This window comes from Ralstonia sp. Ralssp135 (genome assembly GCF_047304345.1).
GTDB classification, from domain to species: domain Bacteria; phylum Pseudomonadota; class Gammaproteobacteria; order Burkholderiales; family Burkholderiaceae; genus Ralstonia; species Ralstonia chuxiongensis.
Genome location: NZ_JBGLYZ010000005.1, coordinates 163953 through 181565 on the forward strand (window position 1 = coordinate 163953; position 17613 = coordinate 181565).

Below are 17613 nucleotides of genomic sequence, written 5' to 3' on the forward strand. Positions count from 1 at the left end.
TGCTAACTTGCAAGGCTCCCAAAATTTCGCCTATCGCCAATGCGCCGCCTTCTGCCTGTTGCAACTCATCGCGTGATCGCCGTTTCTGCGCTTGTGCTTGTTGGACTGGCTGCCGGATTGGGCGGTTGCGGCCGCGGCGAAGCAGCGGTGGCCCATGCCGCAACCGTGGGAGCTTCGGCACCGGCAGCGGCGGCTGCTGCGGCAACACCCGCCAAGCCCGCAGCGGCGCCGGCGTATGAAAAAGCCTTCTACACAATGATGGCCACGCGCCGCCCGTCGGTACCCGCAATGACGGCGCTGGGCAAGGCGCTGTTTTTTGATCCTGCCCTGTCTGCTTCGGGCAAGCAGTCCTGCGCAAGCTGCCATAGCCCGACGCATGCTTATGGCCCGTCGAACGATCTGTCAGTGCAACTGGGTGGCGCAGACATGCACAAGACCGGCGTACGTGCCGCGCCGTCATTGCGCTATATCCAGAACGTGCCTGCGTTCACCGAGCATTTCTACGAGAGCGACGGCAACGACTCAGAAGATCAAGGCCCGACCGGCGGCTACACCTGGGACGGCCGCGTGTCTTCCACGCACGATCAGGCACGCATCCCGCTGTTGTCTGCGCACGAGATGGCCAACGGCACGCAGGCCGCCGTGGTGGCCAAGCTGCGCAATGGCCGTCATGCGCAGGCCTTCCGCCAAGTGTTTGGCAACGACATCCTGGACAACGAAGACACAGCCTTCCGTGCGGCGCTGATGGTGCTGGAGGTCTTCCAGCAGACGCCGTCCGAGTTCTATCCGTATGACAGCAAGTACGACGCGTTTTTGCGCAAGCAGGTGAAGCTGTCGCCGCAGGAAATGCGTGGCCTGCAGGCCTTTGCCGATCCGGCCAAGGGTAACTGCGCCTCGTGCCACGTGAGCGCCATCAAGCAGGACGGGGCGTTCCCGGCCTTCACCGATTTCGGCCACATTGCCGTGGGCGTTCCGCGCAACCGCACGCTGGCGGCCAATGCTGACCCGAAGTTCTTCGATCTGGGCCTGTGCGGGCCCGATCGGATCGACCTGAAAGACCGCGCGGACTACTGCGGCCGCTTCCGCACGCCCTCGCTGCGCAACGTGGCACTACGCAAGACGTTCTTCCACAACGGCGCGATCCATTCGCTGGAAGACGCGGTGCGCTTCTACGCCCAGCGCGACACGCAACCGCAGAAGTGGTATCCGCGCAAGGCAGACGGCACGGTCGACAAGTTCGACGACCTGCCGCCCCAATACCGTGCCAATGTCAACATGGAGCCGCCGTTTGGCGGCAAGCCCGGAGGCAAGCCCGTGCTGTCCGAGGCCGATGTGCGCGACATCGTTGCCTTCCTCAAGACGCTCACCGACGGCTACCGCCCCGTGCGGACGACGCAGTCCAGCGCCCAAGGCGGCAGCCGGGTTGCGCAGCGCTGAACTGCCGGCTTCAAGCCCCGCGGCCCGTTTGTTGCAACACCCAACGCGGGATTCGCGCAAGGCCGTGCGTGCGCTGCGGTTATCATCGGCGGATCGTCTTTTTGCAGTCTTCCATTTCCCGCTATGACCTGGCTTGCTGACCCGTCCATCTGGATCGGCCTGTTCACCCTGGTGGTGCTCGAGATTGTTCTCGGCATCGACAACCTCGTTTTCATCGCCATCCTGGTCAACAAGCTGCCGCCAGCGCTGCGCGACCGTGCCCGGGTGATCGGGCTAGGCCTCGCCCTGCTGATGCGCATGGTGCTGCTGGCCGCTATGTCGTGGCTGATCGGGCTCACCAAGCCCCTGCTCACGCTTGGGCCGGTCGATCTGTCGGGCCGGTCAATCATCCTGCTGCTGGGCGGTTTCTTCCTGCTGTTCAAGGCCACGTCCGAGCTGCATGAGCGTCTGGACGGCGAGCCGCAGGACGAAAGCCATGGCACCGGTCACGGCAAGTTCTGGAATGTGATCGCGCAGGTGGTGATTCTCGATGCGGTGTTCTCCATCGACTCCGTCATCACCGCCGTGGGCATGGTCAACGATTTGCCGGTGATGATGACGGCCGTGGTGATTGCCATGGGCGCCATGCTGTTTGCCTCGCGCCCGCTGACGGAGTTCGTCAACGCGCATCGCACGGTGGTGGTGTTGTGCCTGAGCTTCCTGCTGATGATCGGCTTCTCGCTCGTTGCCGAGGGCCTGGGCTTTCATATTCCGAAGGGCTATCTGTATGCGGCGATCGGCTTCTCGATCCTGATCGAGTTCTTCAACCAGGTAGCCCAGCACAATACCGTGCGCTACGATCGCCGCCGCCCGCTGCGCGAGCGCACTGCCGATGCGGTGCTGAGCCTGCTGGGCGACCGCCGTGGCGCGCCGGCAGAGTCCGAATCGCACGAGGCCGCCTCGCACGACGCTGGCCAGCCCGTGCCCGAGACCGTGTTCCGCCCCGAAGAGCGCAGCATGGTCAGCGGCGTGCTGGACCTGGCCGAGCGCTCGGTGCGCTCGATCATGACGCCGCGCCACGATATTTCGTGGGTGGATCTCGATGCCGACGTGTCCATCACGCGCAAGCTGTTGCTGGCTGTGCCGCATAACCAGTTTCCGGTGTGCCGCGGCGGGTTGGATGACCTGGTTGGCGTGGCGCGCGCCAAAGACTTGATGGGCGACCTCGACACGCGCGGTGCCATCGACGTGGAGCGCAGCGTCAAGCCTGCGCTCAAGGTGTCGGACAACGTCGGCATCCTGCGCCTGATGGACAAGCTCAAGCGCGCACGCGGCCGCATGATGTTGGTGACGGATTCGCTGGATGTCGTGCAGGGCGTGGTGACGCCCATTGACGTGCTCGAAGCCATTGCCGGTGAATTCCCCGATGAAGACGAACGGCCGGGCGTGGTGGAAGTCAGCGATGGCTGCTGGGAAGTCGCCGGCGAGGCTGACCTGCGCCGTCTCGAAGATGTGCTGCATGTCGACTGGCTGCTCGACGAAGGCGGCAGCGCCACGAGTCTGGGCGGCTACCTCTTCAATCAATGGGACCGCCTGCCCGAAGTGGGCGACACACTGGTACGCCACGACCTGCGTTTCGTGATCCTTGAAGCCGGCAGCCGCCGCATCGTGCGCGTGCGCATCGAGCGTATGGAAGATGTGACGGCACCCGAGGCGGAAGCCTAAGACGTCGTCGATATTGCTGGCCGTGGCGCACGCGCCAAGCCAAGGCTGAGCACCGCTGCCAGCACGCAAGCAATGCCACCCACCTGGCGCGTGCTGACGGCCTCGCCGAGCAGCGTTGCTGCAAATACCATGGCTGCCACAGGTGCCAGCGCAGTAAACAACGATGCCTCCGCACCGCTCATGCGCGCGGCCCCGGCATACCAGAGCACAAAACCACCCACGGTCGGAGCGATGGCGTAATACGCCACGGCCATCAGCGCGTGCGTTGCCTGCGCCGATGCGTGCAACTGCCACGGCGCTTCCCACAGCGCGGGCAGCAGCGCAGTCAGCAAACCGAATGCACTCATCAATGCCGACAGCGCAAGCGGTGGCACCGGCGTGCGCAACCGCTTGTTGAGCAGGATGAAGAGCCCTTCGCACACCACTGCGCCCATCACCAGCAGATTGCCCAGCAGCGGATGGGTCGCGTCGCCGCGCGGCTGCAGGGCGATGGCCAGCACGCCGGCGGTGGCCAGCCCAATCGCCCCCAGCACCGCGCGCCCGGGCCGTTCGCCCAGCAGCACGATGGCGATCAGCGCCGACATCACTGGCAGCGTGCCGATGATGACCCCCGCATCTGCCGCTGACGTGTGCCGTAGCCCCGAAATGAGCAGCGTCGTATAGCCCACGCTGCCGGCAGCCGCCTGCACGAAAAGCAGGGCCCAATCCCGGCGTGCGAGCACGGGCCAGCGTGTGCGCGTCATGCGCATGATGAACAGGAACAGCGGCAGCGCCATCGCAAAGCGCAACGCTGTCGCCGTAAATGGCGGCAGGCCCGCCGCGATGATCTTGCTGGCCGCAACGGTGCTGCCCACCAGCACCATTGCCAGGGCGAGGTAAAGACAACCTTGGAGTCGTTTGGACATATCGCATCCTGCGTGTGTGGAAGCCGCAGGATGGGCCCGCGCGATGTGCGCGTCTTGAACGAAATTGCAGCGGGGGGAGGGTGGGGGGAGGATGCCGCTAGCGCGCCGCCGCCACCATGCCCGGCGACACGCCGTACTTGCGCACGAACTGCCGCGTCATGTGGCTTTGATCGGCAAAGCCACAAGCGGCGGCCACTTCCGCCAAGGGCTGGCCTTGGGCGATGAGCCGGCGTGCCAGGGCCACGCGACGCTGCACTTGATAGGCGTGGGGCGTGAGACCGGTCACGCGAGTAAAACCGCGCAATACCTGGAAGCGGCTCAGGCCTGTTTCCTGTGCGAGGTCGAGCAGGGAGATGGCCGCCGCGGGGTCGTCATCGATGCGGGTGCGGGCAAGCCGGATGGCGTCCGGGGCGGCGTCGGCGTAGTTGCTGGCGCGGTCGTTGGCGGCGTGCAGCGCGTCTGCCAATACGGACAGCAGCAGCTGTTCGCGCAGCAATGCATCACTTTGTGCGGCGGGCACCGTCATCTGCGCAAACAGCAGGCGCATGCGGGGAGCGAGGTCTGCGTCGTGGATGACCGGGCGGTCAAATTCAGCGTCGCCGCAGTGGCCGGGGTGCAGGTCCGTCGCCAACTCTGCGACCACGCCGGGGTCGAGGTAAAGCATGCGCCATGCGCGGCCGGCATCGCCGATGGGTGTTCCATCGTGCACTTCAAACGGATTGACCGTGATGACGTCGCCTGCGCCGGCTTCTACCGTGCCGCGTCCGCTGAAGGATCTCTGGGCCCCGCGGTCAACGATGCCGATGCCGAACTGGCCATGCGTGTGGCGCGGGAAGGTGTGGCCGGAGTCTGCGGCGACGGCTTCCACGCCGCGCATGGCGCAGCGATGCATCGAAAACGCGAGGTTGGCCGACCGGCTGGGCAAGGGCGGTTCCTTGTGAGGGGACGCGAATCTACGGGTGTGCAGCGTGGCAGCAGCATACGCTTTCTTCGCATTTCGCTCATTTTTTGCCCACAGGCGGTTGGTATGCTGGGGCTTTCTGCGGCAGCGCGCCCGGTAAGATGAGGCCGTGCCTGCTGCCGGGCAGCGCGGCAACCGCTCCCGCCGGCGGCGTCCGGCAGCCCCTGACTGATCCATGCGCCCGTCTTTCGGTATTACCTCGAAGCTGTTCGTTGCGTTGTTCACGCTGAGCATCGTTGTTGCGCTCGCCATGGGCGCGGCGGTGCGCTGGCGCTTTGATGCCAACTTTCTCGACTACGTGAACGCGCGCGAGTCCGAGCGCATGGCCGTGCTCGCGCAGGGCGTGGAAGCCGCCTACACGCAGCACGGCAACTGGGATTTCCTGCGCAACGATCGCATGGCGTGGTTCCGCCTGCTGCGCCGCGAAGGCGCCCGGGCCCGAGCCAATGGCATGGGCGGCGACCGCTTCGACCTCCCGCCGGGCCACCGCTTCGATCCGCTCCCGCCCGGACCGGACCGCGGCATCGACAGAGACATGCCGCCTGGCCCGCCTCCCGCAGGGAGCCTGCCGCCGCACCCACCCGGCGAGCCGCCGATCCCGCACTCACCGATCTGGCTGCTTGATGCGCAGCGCAACGTCATCATTGGCGACGGGCCGCCGCTCGGGCCGAACGCCCGATGGCAGGAGCTGCGCCACAACGGCCAGACCGTTGGTTGGCTGGCCATGCCGCCGCGCGTGCGGGTGCCCGAAGGCGCCGACCAGGCCTTCCAAGCGCAGCAGTTGCGTGCCACGTGGATCATCGCGGGCCTGTCTGTCCTGCTGGCGGCGTTGGTGGCGGTGCTGCTCGCACGCGGCTTGCTGGCCCCGATGCGCCGGCTCACGGATGCCGCACGCCGCATGGCCGATGGGGACTACGCTACCCGTGTCGACGTGCATTCGCGCGATGAACTCGGCGGGCTCGCGGCGGATTTCAACCACCTTGCCGCGTCGCTGGAGGCCAACCAGAAGATGCGGCGTCAGCTCACGGCCGACATCTCGCACGAACTGCGCACGCCCCTGGCCGTGCTGCGCGGTGAACTGGAAGCATTGGAAGACGGCGTGCGCCCGCTGACGGCCACCTCGCTCGCCTCATTGCAGGCGGAGGTGTCGACGCTCAGCAAGCTCATCGACGACTTGTACGAACTCTCGCTGGCGGATGTGGGCGCGCTCGCCTTCCACATGGAGCCGCTCGACCTGGCCGATACCGTGTGCGGCGCCGTGCAGGGCTTCACGCCCCGCCTGATGGAAAAGGGCATCGCGTTGCAATTGGACATGCCGGAGGCACCGTCGCATGCAACGAGGGTCAAGGGCGACGCGCAGCGCCTGCGGCAGGTCATGCAGAACCTGTTGGAGAACACGCTGCGCTACACCGATGCCGGCGGCACGCTGCGCGTGCATGTCCACCAGGAAGGTGACTGGCACCAGATCGACGTGCAGGACAGCGCGCCGGGCGTGCCCGAGGCGATGCTGCCGCGCATCTTCGATCGCCTATTCCGCGTGGATGCTTCGCGCAGCCGGGCGCAGGGCGGGGCTGGCCTGGGCCTGAGCCTGTGCCAGACCATCGTCGCTGCACACGGAGGCACCATTGAAGCCAGACCTTCGCCGTTGGGCGGGCTGTGGATCGCCATTCGCCTGCCTGTTCTTGATGTGCTTGATCCGCTAGCCGACCATGATTCTGATCATTGAAGACGAACCCAAGCTGGCCGCATTGATGACCGACTATCTGCGCGCCGCTCACTACGAGACCGAGTGGCTGGCCGATGGCACGCATGCCACGCAGCGCGTTCGCGAAACCTCACCCGAACTCGTGCTGCTCGACCTGATGCTGCCCGGCAAGGACGGGCTGGAGATCTGCCGCGAGGTGCGCGCCTTCAGCGAGGTGCCCATTGTCATGGTGACGGCGCGCGTGGAAGAAATCGATCGCCTGCTCGGCCTCGAGCTTGGCGCTGACGACTACGTCTGCAAGCCCTTCAGCCCGCGCGAACTGGTGGCGCGCATCAAGACCATCCTGCGCCGCGTACAGCGCGCTGGCGGCCTGCCGGAGAGCGCCTTGCAGATCGACGGCGCCGCCTATGCCGCCACGCTGCGCGGCCAGCGCCTCGACCTCACGCCGGTGGAGTTTCGCCTGCTGGCCGCACTGGCGGGCGCACCGGGGCGCATTCTGTCGCGCTCGAACCTGCTCGAGCAGATCTACGACGACCACCGCATCGTGACCGACCGCACGGTCGATACCCACATCAAGAACCTGCGCCGCAAGATGGAGCAGGTGAACCCGGGCACCGACATGATCCATTCCGTCTACGGCGTGGGTTACCGACTCGACGCCTGAGGTTCAAGAAAACTCCTCTGTTTGCCCACCTTTTGTGCAGGGTCGATGGCTACAGTGAACGTATGGCCGGCATGCTCGGCCGACGATCTCATGAGGAGCTTCAACATGACCGCAGTGACTTCCCGCGTGGCAGGTTTTGCCGCCGGACTTTTGCTTTCGTGCGCCGCGCTGGCCCAGACCGCCGGGCCCGGCGCTGTTCCGCTCTCGCCCATGCCACCCATGTCACCACATGGCCCGGGCATGATGGAGCGCGGGCCAGGCATGGGCCCCGGCGGCCCGCGTGGCATGGGCCCGCATCATGGTGGCGCGCCCTTTCTGCGTGGCCTGAGGCTGAGCGAAGAACAGCGCGACAAGATTTTCGCCATCGAATATGCGCAGATGCCCCAAGCGCGAGAGCAGCGCAAGGCTATCGAGCATGCCCGCCGCGATCTGCATCAGATGGTGGCGTCAGGCCAGTATGACGAGGCGCGTGCGCGTGCCCTGACTGAATCGCTCGGCCGCGCCGTTGCCCGCGAAGCGCAATTGCGCGCGCAGGCCGGCGCCAAGATCATGCAGGTGCTTACGCCGGAACAGCGCAAGCAGGTGGGCGAGCGTGACGCCCAGCGCGTGGCGGAACTCGAGTCCGGCGAAGGCGGGCCGGAACCGGTGCCGATGATGTAATTCGCGGCTGCCCAAAGATGGAATCGATTCTCGGTCCGCAGCGGAGCCCGAGAACGGATTTCTAGCGGTAGACCACCACCGGCACGTGCGCGTAGGTCAGCACCTTGCGCGTCTCGTTGCCGATCAACAGTCGCCCCATCAGGCTGCGGTGCCCGTGCGATGCCATGAAAATGACGTCGCACGCGTGCCGCTTTGCCGCATCGAGGATGCCCAGATAGGGCTCGGCAAACTGCGACACATCGCTGTCGAACTGCACGCCTTCTTCCCGCGCACGCTCTGCAATGCGGTCGATGCAGTCCTTCGCGTAGCCCTGCACCGTTTCCATGTAATGCGCATGCGGACACTCGCCCACGCCGGCCGAATAGGCCATGTTGGGGAATTCTTCAATGCACGTGTAGGCGGTGAGACGGCAACCGGTTGCGTGCGCCAGCTTAAGCGCGCCGTCGATGGCCTTGCGGCACTGCTCGGAGCCGTCGGTCGGCAGGAGGATATGGGTAAACATGGCGGTCTCCATGGGGAACCCATCTCAACGTTACTGCGCCCACCGATGCGCCTCTATCGTGGAAAACGCTAGTCCAGCGCAGCTTTTCGGCCGATATGGACGACCAGGACAACCAAACGATCGCAATGCACGGTCGTTCGCATATTGACTTGGCAGATTGCGGGCTAGCCCCGTTGCCACGCCTGCCGGTAGCGCGACGGCGACGCGCCAAGCTGCAGCGCAAATCGCCGGCTGAAATGGCTGGCGCTGGCAAAGCCGCAGCGCTCGGCAATCGTCGCCAGCGCAAGGGTGGTTGTGCGCAGCAGCGTTTGCGCGCGCGCCATGCGTTGCTGCATCACCCACTCATGCGGCGCCGCCCCGAAAGACGCCCGAAACATCCGCGCGAAATGGAATTCCGACAGATTCGCTTCTGCCGCCAATTGCCCGAGTGACAGCGGCAGGTGCAGTTCGGCGTCGATGCGCGCGGCAATGCGCCGGCACACGTGTGGCGCCAGCCCGCCGCGCACAGCCAGCGCCCGTGTGCGGCCCTGGGTCTGCACGAGATACGACAGCGTGTCGTTAGCCAGCGCGTTGGCGAGCATGCGCGCGTCCAGGTCGGTCCAATCGAGCTTGGCGATGTTCGCACAGGCTTGTGCGAGATGAGCGTCTTCGATGAAGGTGCGGTCGTGCAGCGTGAACAAGCGGGGCTCTGCGTCGAGCAGGCGTACAGCGTGTCCGGCCAGCGCATCGGGCGTGAAATACAGGTGAACGAAGCGCATCGGCTGCTCGATCACCCAGCTCGACTGGTGTTCGGCCGGCAGCATGCACACGCGGCCCGGCGCGCCGAACAGGTGCGGTAGATCTTGCCGGTGCGTGGTGTAGCCGCCTTGCAGATAGACCGACAGCGTGTGGTGCTCGGGCTGGATGTAGCGCGCCTCGTCGTGCTCGTTGCGCCAGATGGCGGCGGTCACGCCGTCGCCCAGATTCGTCACGCGCTCAAGCGACGCGCGCGAGCCGCGTGCAAGCGTGCCGAAGACGCTTGCGTCTGCGGTTACGCGAGGGTCGGCAGGTTGAAGCGAAGGGGACTTGGGAGCGGGGCGCACGCGTCGATGTTACCAACGATGGCACCGCGATGCGACGCAAGAAGCCAGGACGCTATCCGCTGCAGAGCTGGCGCGCCACCTCGCCGGCCAGGCCGACGGCGTCTACGCGTTGCCAGCCCGCATCGTTGGCGAGTTGCCTTTCGCTGACGGTCAGCGCGCCTTGATACAGCTTGGCTTGCGAGACCGAGAACTGTCGGCTGCGGCAATCGACGGTGTACAGAAAATCGGCCATGTCGCCGCGAAAGGCGCCGAACATGCGCTGCAGCGAACGCATGCCCGCACGGTTGGACGCTTCTACACGCACCCATGCACTGACCGGGCCGCTGGGCATGCGCTGGATGCTGCCGACGTCAAGCGATGCGTAGCTGTCCGGTTGATCGGGCAGCTGGATCCAGCGCTCCGCACCGGCCACCGGCACGGACAGCGCCGCCAGCGCTGCCAGCATGCCGGCCATGGCGCGGTGTGCGAAGGCGAAGGATGTCATCGGGGCTTGCCGCCCGGTACGGGGATGGCAATCGAGTCGGAATGGCTGCAGGCCATCATCACGCCTGCCTTGTCGACGTCGATCATCACGGTGCCGGGCTTGTCGGCTGTGCTGGGCGTGGCCGCCAAGCTGCCGGACAGGCGCTGCATGATCGCCTGGCAGGTCGGGGCCGTGGAGGCAACAGTCGTGGTTTTGGCTGTCTTGGCGGCCGGAATCGGGGTGGGCGCGGCGGCAGCAACAGCTGGTCGGGTCGGGGCAGGCGCGGCGCCGGCCGTAGGTGGCGTAAAAGCGTGCGCGCGGGGCAACGCAACAAGTGCGGCCAGCACGCTCACGGCAATCAACAACCGCGTGGTGCGCCGTGAAAGCGATCGATTGGGGGGAGACAGAGACGGCATGACAGTCCAGACACGTGCATCCAATTTGCGCCTGCTAGGTCACGGGGCAGACGCGCTCTTTCGACCACTAACGGCACGCCGCGCCCGAACTTGACGCGGCAATCTGCCTCATGGGTCACTCAAGCGTGATTTTGCCTGCGCAAAATACTTCATGTGAACGACATAATCGGGCGGGTTGGAACATTCTCACCAATGTAGCGACCAACCAATATGCCGGGGAGATTTTTTCCGGCATCGTCGCATCGTGAAACGAACCGCACATAAGGCTCGCACATGCAGGCGATGTAAGCAGACGGGACAAGCAGCAACGGGGTTCGTGCAGTGCCAAAACAAATGGGTCGGCGGAAATGAAAATGCGATGGAATATCCGGTCTTTTCCGTCCTTTGTTTTTCCAAGGGGGCCACTATGATTCCTAACATGGTGATGCGATGGAGCTTTGCGTCGCTTGCCTCACGGGTCGGTTCTCCTCTCTGGAACAGATCGACACGGTCCAGAGATTTCAACCCGCGCCTCGTCAACTGAGCGCGGGTTTTTTCTTGGGTCATGCCAACGTAGGGTGGCCACCACACGCCCCTCAGGGGTATCACACGCTGAACCCTTCAGTTTTCCACCGGCGCGCCGTTGTGGTTAGGGGCGAGACACGTGTAGTCTGCCTCTCGCTTTCCCATTGCCGTCGCTGTTGCTGCTATCGCTCAAGCCATCGCATTGCCCATGACCCAGTTTCTTCCGGCGCAGGCCGGAGCCTCTCCTACAGACGTTGCGCCGCGCTCCGAAGCCGCGCAACGTCCGGTGGCGGCCATGGCGGGTGCGATGACTGATATGCGCGGTACCGATTTCGACGCGCTGTCCCGGCTGTCGTCCGACGCGGTATTGCTGACCGTGGACGGGCGGCTGGTGCGAGCCAACCCGGCGGCCGCCCGCTTGCTGGGCGCGCAGGATCCCGCGCAACTGACGGGCCTGCAACTCGCCGGCCTGATTCATCCCGATGACGTTGCCCAGGTGATTCCGCGCCTGGCAGGCATGGTGAGCAGCGGCCTTTCTGCCCAGCCGGTCGAACACCGTCTGGTGCGCGCCGACTACACGCACGTGCTGGTTGCCAGCGAAGCCGCTGCGTGCGAGCACGAAGGTCAGCCCGCCGTCATGCTCGTGCTGCGCGAGGCCGTGTCGCGCCATGCGTTGGAGCGCCATGCCGTACAGGCTCGCGCCGAAGCGCTGCATGCGCGCCGTCTGCTCGCTTCGGAGAACGCCGTGCTTGCGCAACTTGCCTCCAATGCGACGCTGTCGACTGTGCTGCGCCACCTGTGCCTGTACGTCGAGCAGGTCTATCCGAATGCCATGTCGGCGCTGTTGTTGCTGGACGCCGACTCCCAGACCATGAGTGTGGCCGCTGCGCCGACGCTACCTGCGGGCTATGCCGCCACGCTGGAGAGCACGCCCGTCGGTCCCGACGCTGGCGCATGCGGCTGTGCCGTGTATCTGGGTGAGGCCGTTTTCATCGACAACATTGCGACCGACCCGCGCTGGCAACACGAGCGCACGGCAGCATTGGCAGCGGGCTTTGTTTCCGCATGGGCTTTGCCGATTCGCTCATCGCGCGGCGACAAGCTTGGCGTGCTCGGGCTGTTCTATCGGCAATCGTGCATGCCTGTGGAAGAAGAACAGCATTTCCTCGACGACGTCACGCACCTGGCAGGCGTTGCCATTCAGAAAGACAACGTCGAACGGGGCCTGGCCGAAAGCGAGGAGCGCTATCGGCTGGCGATCTCGAACCTGCACGAAGGCGTCGTGATCATGTCGCCGGACGGCGTGGTGCAGGCTGCCAACGCCAGCGCCGAGCGCATCTTGCGCGTGCGCCCGGGGCAGCTTGTCGGGCGCAATCGGCTCGACCCGATTCAACGCGTGGTGGATGAAGACGGCAAGGAAGTTGGTTCGACCATGATGCCGTCCGGGATGGTGCTGCGCACCGGCGAACCCATCTTCGGTCGCGTGTACGGGCTGTTGCTCAAGACCGGTGAGCTGATGTGGGTGCGGCAGAACATCATCCCCATCCGTCGCCATGCTGAGCCGGCACCAAGCAGCGTGATGTTGTCGTTTGCCGATATCACCGATATCAAGCGCGCCGAGCAGCGCCTGCGCCATCTCGCCGCGCACGATGCGCTCACGGGGTTGACCAACCGCAGCTTCTTCATCGCGCACCTCGAAAGCACCATTGAGAGCGCCCGCGACGAGAGCCGTGAGCTGGCGTTGTTCTTCCTCGATCTCGACCGCTTCAAGAGCGTGAACGATACCGCCGGCCATGCTTGCGGCGACACGCTGCTGCAAAGCGCCGCCGCACGCCTGACCGATTGCATCGGCCCCGGTGACGTGATCGCCCGCCTGGGCGGCGACGAGTTCGTCATCCTGATCGACCAGCGTGTCGAAGGAAAGCGCATTGCGTTGCTGGCTGAACGATTGCTTCAAGCCATGCGCGAGCCGTTCGATACCGTCAACGGGCGTTACTACCTGGGCGTGTCGATTGGTGTGGCGCTGTATCCGCATGACGGCATTTCGGGTTCCGACCTGCTGCGTTCGGCCGACGCCGCCATGTACCGCGCCAAGCAGAACGGCCGCAACCGTGCGCAGTTCTACACGGCTGAGCTCAACGCCCGGCTGCAACGCCGCTACATGCTGGAAAACGCGCTGCGCGATGCGCGCGAGAACAACGAACTGCAGCTCGTCTATCAACCCAAGTACGACCTGGCCAGCCATCGTATCGTCGGGGCCGAGGCGCTGCTGCGCTGGAACAGCGCCAAGCTTGGGGCGATCTCGCCGGTGGAGTTCATCCCGGTGGCGGAAGAGACCGGTCTGATCGTGCCGATTGGCGCATGGGTCTTACGGCGCGCGTGCGAACAGGCCGTGATCTGGTACGAGGCGCTGGGCTATGACTTCCGTATGGCGGTCAACCTGTCGGCGCGCCAGTTCCAGGCCGGGGACGTGGTCCCCATGATCGAACAGACGCTGGCCGACACCGGCCTGCCGCCTACCGCGCTCGAAGTCGAAATTACCGAAAGCCTGCTGATGGGCGGTGCGGATGAGGTCCGACCGATGTTCGATGCGCTCACCGCGCAGGGCATCCGGATCTCGATCGACGATTTCGGCACCGGTTATTCATCGCTGTCGTATCTGCAGCGCTTCCCGATCAGCAACGTGAAGATCGACCGCTCGTTCATCACCGGCATTCCGGGCGATCCGGATTCCGTGGCGTTGACGGAGGCCATCGTCGCCATGGCGCGCGCGCTGGGCATGACCGTCACCGCCGAAGGCGTGGAAGACGCCGACCAGGTGGAGTTTCTCGCCAAGGCGGGCTGTCAGGAAATCCAGGGTTATTACATCGGCAAGCCGGTCACGGCCGAAGGTTTCGACCGTTTGCTGCGTGCGCACCTGTCGGTGGTGGATGCCGGCGTGCGCGCCGCGCTGGGCTGACAGCGCGGCTAGCTGTACGGCTGGCTGAGCCGTTCACACCGGCGTATCTGCCGTTCGTCGCAATCCGCTCCCGCGTGCGGGGGCCGGCACCTAAGCTGGCGTCATTCCAACAGGGAGACCGCCATGCTCGAATCGATCGCCTCCATCGTGTCGCATACGCCCACCTGGGTGTTCGTGGTGTTTGCCGTGCTGATCGCCATCGGGGTGCGTCAGATGCAGCCCCGCATCGTCTCGCGCCGCCGCCTGATCGTGCTGCCGCTGGTGGTGGCCGCGTATTCACTCTACGGTGTGTCGATGGCAAGCCATGGCAGCCCGCTTGCGCTCACGATGTGGCTGGTGGCGGTTCTGGTGGCGTTTCTGCTGACGTACATGTCACCGCCCAACGGCGCCGTGTCTGAAACGGCCCGCACCGTTCGGGTGCCCGGAAGCTGGGTGCCGATGGTGGTGATCGTGGGCCTGTTCGCCGCCCGCTATGCCTACAACGTGATGCTGGCGATGCACCCGGAGGTCTCGCACTCTGCCAGCTTCATGGCGATGTTCAGCGCGCTGTTCGGCTTCCTGGGCGGTCTGCTGCTCTCGCGCTCGGTGCTGCTGCATGTGCGTACGCCGCGCCTGGCGGCGGCTTGAGTCGACCAATCAGCGTTAACATCTTGCATGTTGCAATCTCCATCCAAGACGAGACGACATGCTGGAACTCGACGGCACCATCTGGCTGCGCGCCGGTGAAGACAATTGGGGCGGGCGCGGCCGGATCGAACTGCTGGCTGCCATCGGGCAGACCGGCTCCATCACCGCAGGCGCGAAAGCTGTGGGTCTTTCCTACAAGGCCGCGTGGGACGCCATCGACACCATGAACAACCTGGCCGGCGAGCCGCTGGTCGTGCGCACCACGGGCGGCAAGGGCGGTGGCGGCAGTGTGCTGACGCCGCGCGCGCAACGGCTGATCGAGAGCTTCCGCGTGCTGGAAGCGGAGCACCGTCGCTTTGTCGAGCGCCTGGATGCCGCCGCGCACGCTGCCAGCGAAGACGTCACCCTGCTGCGCCGCCTCATGCTGCGCACGAGCGCGCGCAACGCGCTGTTCGGCACGGTGGAATCGGTCGCATCAGGCGCCGTCAATGATGTGGTGACGCTGCGCCTGCCCGGCGGTCAGGCTGTTGCCGCCACCATCACCCAGGAAAGCACGCGCGTGCTGGGGCTGGCGCCGGGCGTGCAGGCCGTCGCGCTCATCAAGGCGCCTGCCGTGATGCTGATGCGCGGCGCCGGCGAGTGGCGCGTCTCGGCTGAAAACCAGTTGCCGTGCGTGGTCACGGAAATCCGCGATGGCGCGGTGCAGGCCGAAGTGCGCCTGCGCCTGCTGGATGCGAGTGCCGCATCGGCCGGGGAAACCGTGCTTGTGGCCATGCTCTCGCGCACGGCTGTGGAAACACTGGCACTGGCCGAAGGCGTGGAAGCCGTGGCGGTGTTTGAAGCGTCGAGCGTGATCTTGGGATTGGCCTAAGCCCCCATGACGCTCAAAACCCTGCTGATCGTCTACCACTCGATGACAGGCGGTGCGCGCCAGATGGCCGAGGCCGCGCAGGCAGGCGCCGCAGAAGAGGGCGGTGTTGCCGCGCGGTTGCTGCACGCGGCGCAGGCTGGCCCCGACGATGTGCTGGCGGCGGACGGCTATCTCTTCGCGACACCGGAAAACCTCGCCGCCATCAGCGGACAGATCAAGGATTTTTTCGACCGCTGCTATTACCCGGTGCTCGACCGTATCAACGGCCGGCCATACGCGTGCCTGATCTGTGCCGGCAGCGATGGCCAGAACGCGGTGCGCCAGATTGAGCGCATTGCCACCGGCTGGCGGCTCAAGCCCGTGGCCGAGCCGATCATCGTCTGCACGCAAGCGCAAACACCCGAAGCCATCCTGGCCCCCAAGCAGATTGGCGCAGACGAGCTGGAGCGCTGCCGCACCCTGGGGCAGGCCATGGCCACGGGGCTCGCGTTGGGCGTTTTCTAGCGCTTCACCACAGCCGTCAGATGTGGATACGGCGACAGCGGTGCCGCATCGGGTGCGCGCACCGCATCGGCCACCACGCGGCCATCGCGCAACTCGAACACGTGGTCTCCGAAGATCTCCACATCGGCCGGGTCGTGCGTGATCATCAGCATGGGTATCTGCAGCCGCGCTTGCAGGGCGGACAGCTCGGAACGCATGCGCGTGCGCAGTGCCGGGTCCAGTGCGGCAAAAGGCTCGTCGAGCAGCAGCATCGATGGCTCGGCGATCAGCGCGCGAGCCAGCGCCACACGCTGGCGCTGCCCGCCGGAAATCTGCGACGGGTAATTGGCGGCGACGGCGCCCAGCTCGAACGTGTCGATCCACTGCTGCACGCGCGGGTCGCGTGTGCGGCGCGGCGGGTTGAACCACCCGCGCTTGAGCCCGAACGCGATGTTCTGCGCCACCGTCAGGTGGTTGAAGAGCGCGTAGTCCTGGAAGAGGTAGCCGACGCGGCGTTCCTGCGCGCTCAGGTTGATGCTCTCGGCGTGGTCGAACAGCGTGCGGCCGTTCAGCACGATGCGGCCGCGCTCGGGCGTCATGAGGCCCGCAATGCTGCGCAACGTGAGGCTCTTGCCGGCGCCCGACGGGCCGTACAGCACCACGCGCCGGCTCTCCGAGCGCACGGCAACGTCGAGCGAGAACACGCGCGCTGCGCTGGTGAGCGTTTTCTGCACGACGAGATCGATCATGCCGCCGCTCATGCCAGTTGCTCCTGCAGGCTCGGCGCGCGTGCCTGCAGCAGGCGGCTGGCCACCACCAGCACCACGATGCAGGTGAGCGAGGTGATCAACACCAACGTGTTGGCCGTGGCGTCGTCGCCGGCCTGCACGGCTTCGTAGATGGCGACGGAAAGCGTCTGCGTACGGCCGGGCAGGTTGCCGGCAATCATGAGCGTGGCGCCAAATTCTCCCAATGCGCGCGCAAACGCCAGCAGAACGCCGGCGGCGATGCCGCGTGCGGCCAGCGGCAGCGTGACGCGAAAGAAGACTGCGGCCTCCGGCAAGCCCAGCACGCGCGCCGCGCTTTCCAGTTGATGATCCACACCTTCAAAGGCGGCGCGCGCGGACTTCATGACCAGCGGAAACGCCACCACGGTGGAGGCGATCACCGCGCCCTGCCACGTAAAGACGAGCTGGATACCCATGCTGTCTAGCCATCCGCCGACCGTGCCGCGCCGGCCCAGCAGCACCAGCAGGTAATAACCGAGCACCGTTGGTGGCAGCACCAGGGGCAGGGTCAGGACGGAATCGATGACGTCGCGCAGGCGGCTGCGCGTGCGAGCGAGCGTGTAGGCTGCGCCCACGCCCAGCACGAGGTTCAGGACGGTCGCCCAGCCGGCCACCTTGAGTGAAAGCAGCAGAGGCGTCCAGATGGATGTGGACATGCGAATAGTGAGCGAAGGTGCCATCGGCCGGCCGAGTGATTCTCGCGAACCGAGAGGTGACGCGTTGGGTGCCGGCGACAGATTGGAAGAGTTATCCGCAATATAGGGTTGGATATAACGCACGGTCAATCCTGACACAGTGATGCCCGGCATGCGGCAAGGGGCATGGACGCGCGGCCCCACAGCCATTGTCAGAGGCATGGTTCGCTGCATTGCGACATAAGCC

The 17613-nt window shown here is 65.5% G+C and carries 17 protein-coding genes; 9 read left to right on the forward strand and 8 right to left on the reverse strand.

Translation table 11 applies throughout. The features are described 5' to 3' along the window. Nucleotides 1–39: 39 nt before the first annotated feature. Nucleotides 40–1437, forward strand: a complete 1398-nt coding sequence (locus tag ACCD03_RS06485) for a cytochrome-c peroxidase (RefSeq protein WP_413411150.1) — start codon at nt 40–42, stop codon at nt 1435–1437. Nucleotides 1438–1560: 123 nt separating this feature from the next. After that, nucleotides 1561–3141, forward strand: a complete 1581-nt coding sequence (locus ACCD03_RS06490; RefSeq protein WP_413411151.1) for a TerC family protein — start codon at nt 1561–1563, stop codon at nt 3139–3141. Here the strand turns inward: ACCD03_RS06490 and ACCD03_RS06495 are convergent. Together ACCD03_RS06495 and ACCD03_RS06500 are read right to left on the reverse strand one after the other, a co-directional pair. After that, the gene (locus ACCD03_RS06495; RefSeq protein ID WP_413411152.1) at nt 3138–4046 is read right to left on the reverse strand and encodes a DMT family transporter; all 909 of its coding nucleotides are present in this window, start codon (nt 4044–4046) and stop codon (nt 3138–3140) included. The two genes, ACCD03_RS06490 and ACCD03_RS06495, sit on opposite strands and share 4 nt — an antisense overlap. Before the next feature lie 97 nt (nt 4047–4143). Next, nucleotides 4144–4923 (reverse strand): AraC family transcriptional regulator, encoded by a 780-nt coding sequence (locus ACCD03_RS06500; protein WP_413411171.1) that lies wholly within the window; start codon nt 4921–4923, stop codon nt 4144–4146. Nucleotides 4924–5182: 259 nt separating this feature from the next. Here ACCD03_RS06500 and ACCD03_RS06505 point away from each other — a divergent pair, with 259 nt between their 5' ends. The 3 genes from ACCD03_RS06505 to ACCD03_RS06515 all read left to right on the forward strand — a co-directional run bounded on the left by ACCD03_RS06505 (nt 5183) and on the right by ACCD03_RS06515 (nt 8036). Then, on the forward strand, nt 5183–6733 hold the full coding sequence (locus ACCD03_RS06505) for an ATP-binding protein (protein ID WP_413411153.1): 1551 nt from the start codon (nt 5183–5185) through the stop codon (nt 6731–6733). After that, a complete protein-coding gene (locus ACCD03_RS06510; protein WP_316674697.1) occupies nt 6717–7376 on the forward strand; it encodes a response regulator in 660 nt (219 codons plus the stop codon). Before ACCD03_RS06505 ends, ACCD03_RS06510 begins: the two co-directional genes overlap by 17 nt. 105 nt (nt 7377–7481) lie before the next feature. Then, on the forward strand, nt 7482–8036 hold the full coding sequence (locus ACCD03_RS06515; protein ID WP_413411154.1) for a Spy/CpxP family protein refolding chaperone: 555 nt from the start codon (nt 7482–7484) through the stop codon (nt 8034–8036). A 61-nt stretch (nt 8037–8097) separates the two neighbouring features. Here ACCD03_RS06515 and ACCD03_RS06520 read toward each other — a convergent pair whose 3' ends face one another. From ACCD03_RS06520 to ACCD03_RS06535, 4 genes are all read right to left on the reverse strand, one after another. Further along, the gene (locus tag ACCD03_RS06520) at nt 8098–8538 is read right to left on the reverse strand and encodes a universal stress protein (RefSeq protein ID WP_045202201.1); all 441 of its coding nucleotides are present in this window, start codon (nt 8536–8538) and stop codon (nt 8098–8100) included. A gap of 164 nt (nt 8539–8702) precedes the next feature. Beyond that, the gene (locus ACCD03_RS06525) at nt 8703–9620 is read right to left on the reverse strand and encodes a helix-turn-helix domain-containing protein (protein WP_413411155.1); all 918 of its coding nucleotides are present in this window, start codon (nt 9618–9620) and stop codon (nt 8703–8705) included. Between the two features lie 52 nt (nt 9621–9672). Further along, nucleotides 9673–10104, reverse strand: a complete 432-nt coding sequence (locus tag ACCD03_RS06530) for a hypothetical protein (RefSeq protein WP_413411156.1) — start codon at nt 10102–10104, stop codon at nt 9673–9675. Further along, nucleotides 10101–10499: a glycoprotein gene (locus ACCD03_RS06535; RefSeq protein WP_413411157.1), complete on the reverse strand. Its 399-nt coding sequence runs from the start codon at nt 10497–10499 to the stop codon at nt 10101–10103. The genes ACCD03_RS06530 and ACCD03_RS06535 overlap by 4 nt, the downstream gene beginning before the upstream one ends. 712 nt (nt 10500–11211) lie before the next feature. Between ACCD03_RS06535 and ACCD03_RS06540 the strand changes: the two genes are divergently transcribed. The 4 genes from ACCD03_RS06540 to ACCD03_RS06555 all read left to right on the forward strand — a co-directional run bounded on the left by ACCD03_RS06540 (nt 11212) and on the right by ACCD03_RS06555 (nt 15964). Beyond that, nucleotides 11212–13962: an EAL domain-containing protein gene (locus tag ACCD03_RS06540; protein WP_413411158.1), complete on the forward strand. Its 2751-nt coding sequence runs from the start codon at nt 11212–11214 to the stop codon at nt 13960–13962. Between the two features lie 123 nt (nt 13963–14085). Continuing rightward, nucleotides 14086–14589 carry a DUF6622 family protein gene (locus ACCD03_RS06545; protein WP_253534670.1) on the forward strand — a complete coding sequence of 168 codons (504 nt, stop codon included), beginning with the start codon at nt 14086–14088 and terminating at the stop codon, nt 14587–14589. A 58-nt stretch (nt 14590–14647) separates the two neighbouring features. Next, the gene (locus ACCD03_RS06550; protein WP_045201611.1) at nt 14648–15460 is read left to right on the forward strand and encodes a TOBE domain-containing protein; all 813 of its coding nucleotides are present in this window, start codon (nt 14648–14650) and stop codon (nt 15458–15460) included. A gap of 6 nt (nt 15461–15466) precedes the next feature. Next, on the forward strand, nt 15467–15964 hold the full coding sequence (locus ACCD03_RS06555; protein ID WP_413411159.1) for a flavodoxin family protein: 498 nt from the start codon (nt 15467–15469) through the stop codon (nt 15962–15964). Here the strand turns inward: ACCD03_RS06555 and ACCD03_RS06560 are convergent. Both ACCD03_RS06560 and modB read right to left on the reverse strand, forming a co-directional pair. Further along, nucleotides 15961–16704, reverse strand: coding sequence for an ABC transporter ATP-binding protein (locus tag ACCD03_RS06560; RefSeq protein ID WP_045201607.1), 744 nt, complete (start codon nt 16702–16704; stop codon nt 15961–15963). The genes ACCD03_RS06555 and ACCD03_RS06560 overlap by 4 nt on opposite strands. After that, entirely contained in the window at nt 16701–17387 is a 687-nt protein-coding gene (gene modB, locus ACCD03_RS06565) for a molybdate ABC transporter permease subunit (RefSeq protein WP_325653141.1), read from the reverse strand. The genes ACCD03_RS06560 and modB overlap by 4 nt, the downstream gene beginning before the upstream one ends. Nucleotides 17388–17613: the final 226 nt, after the last annotated feature.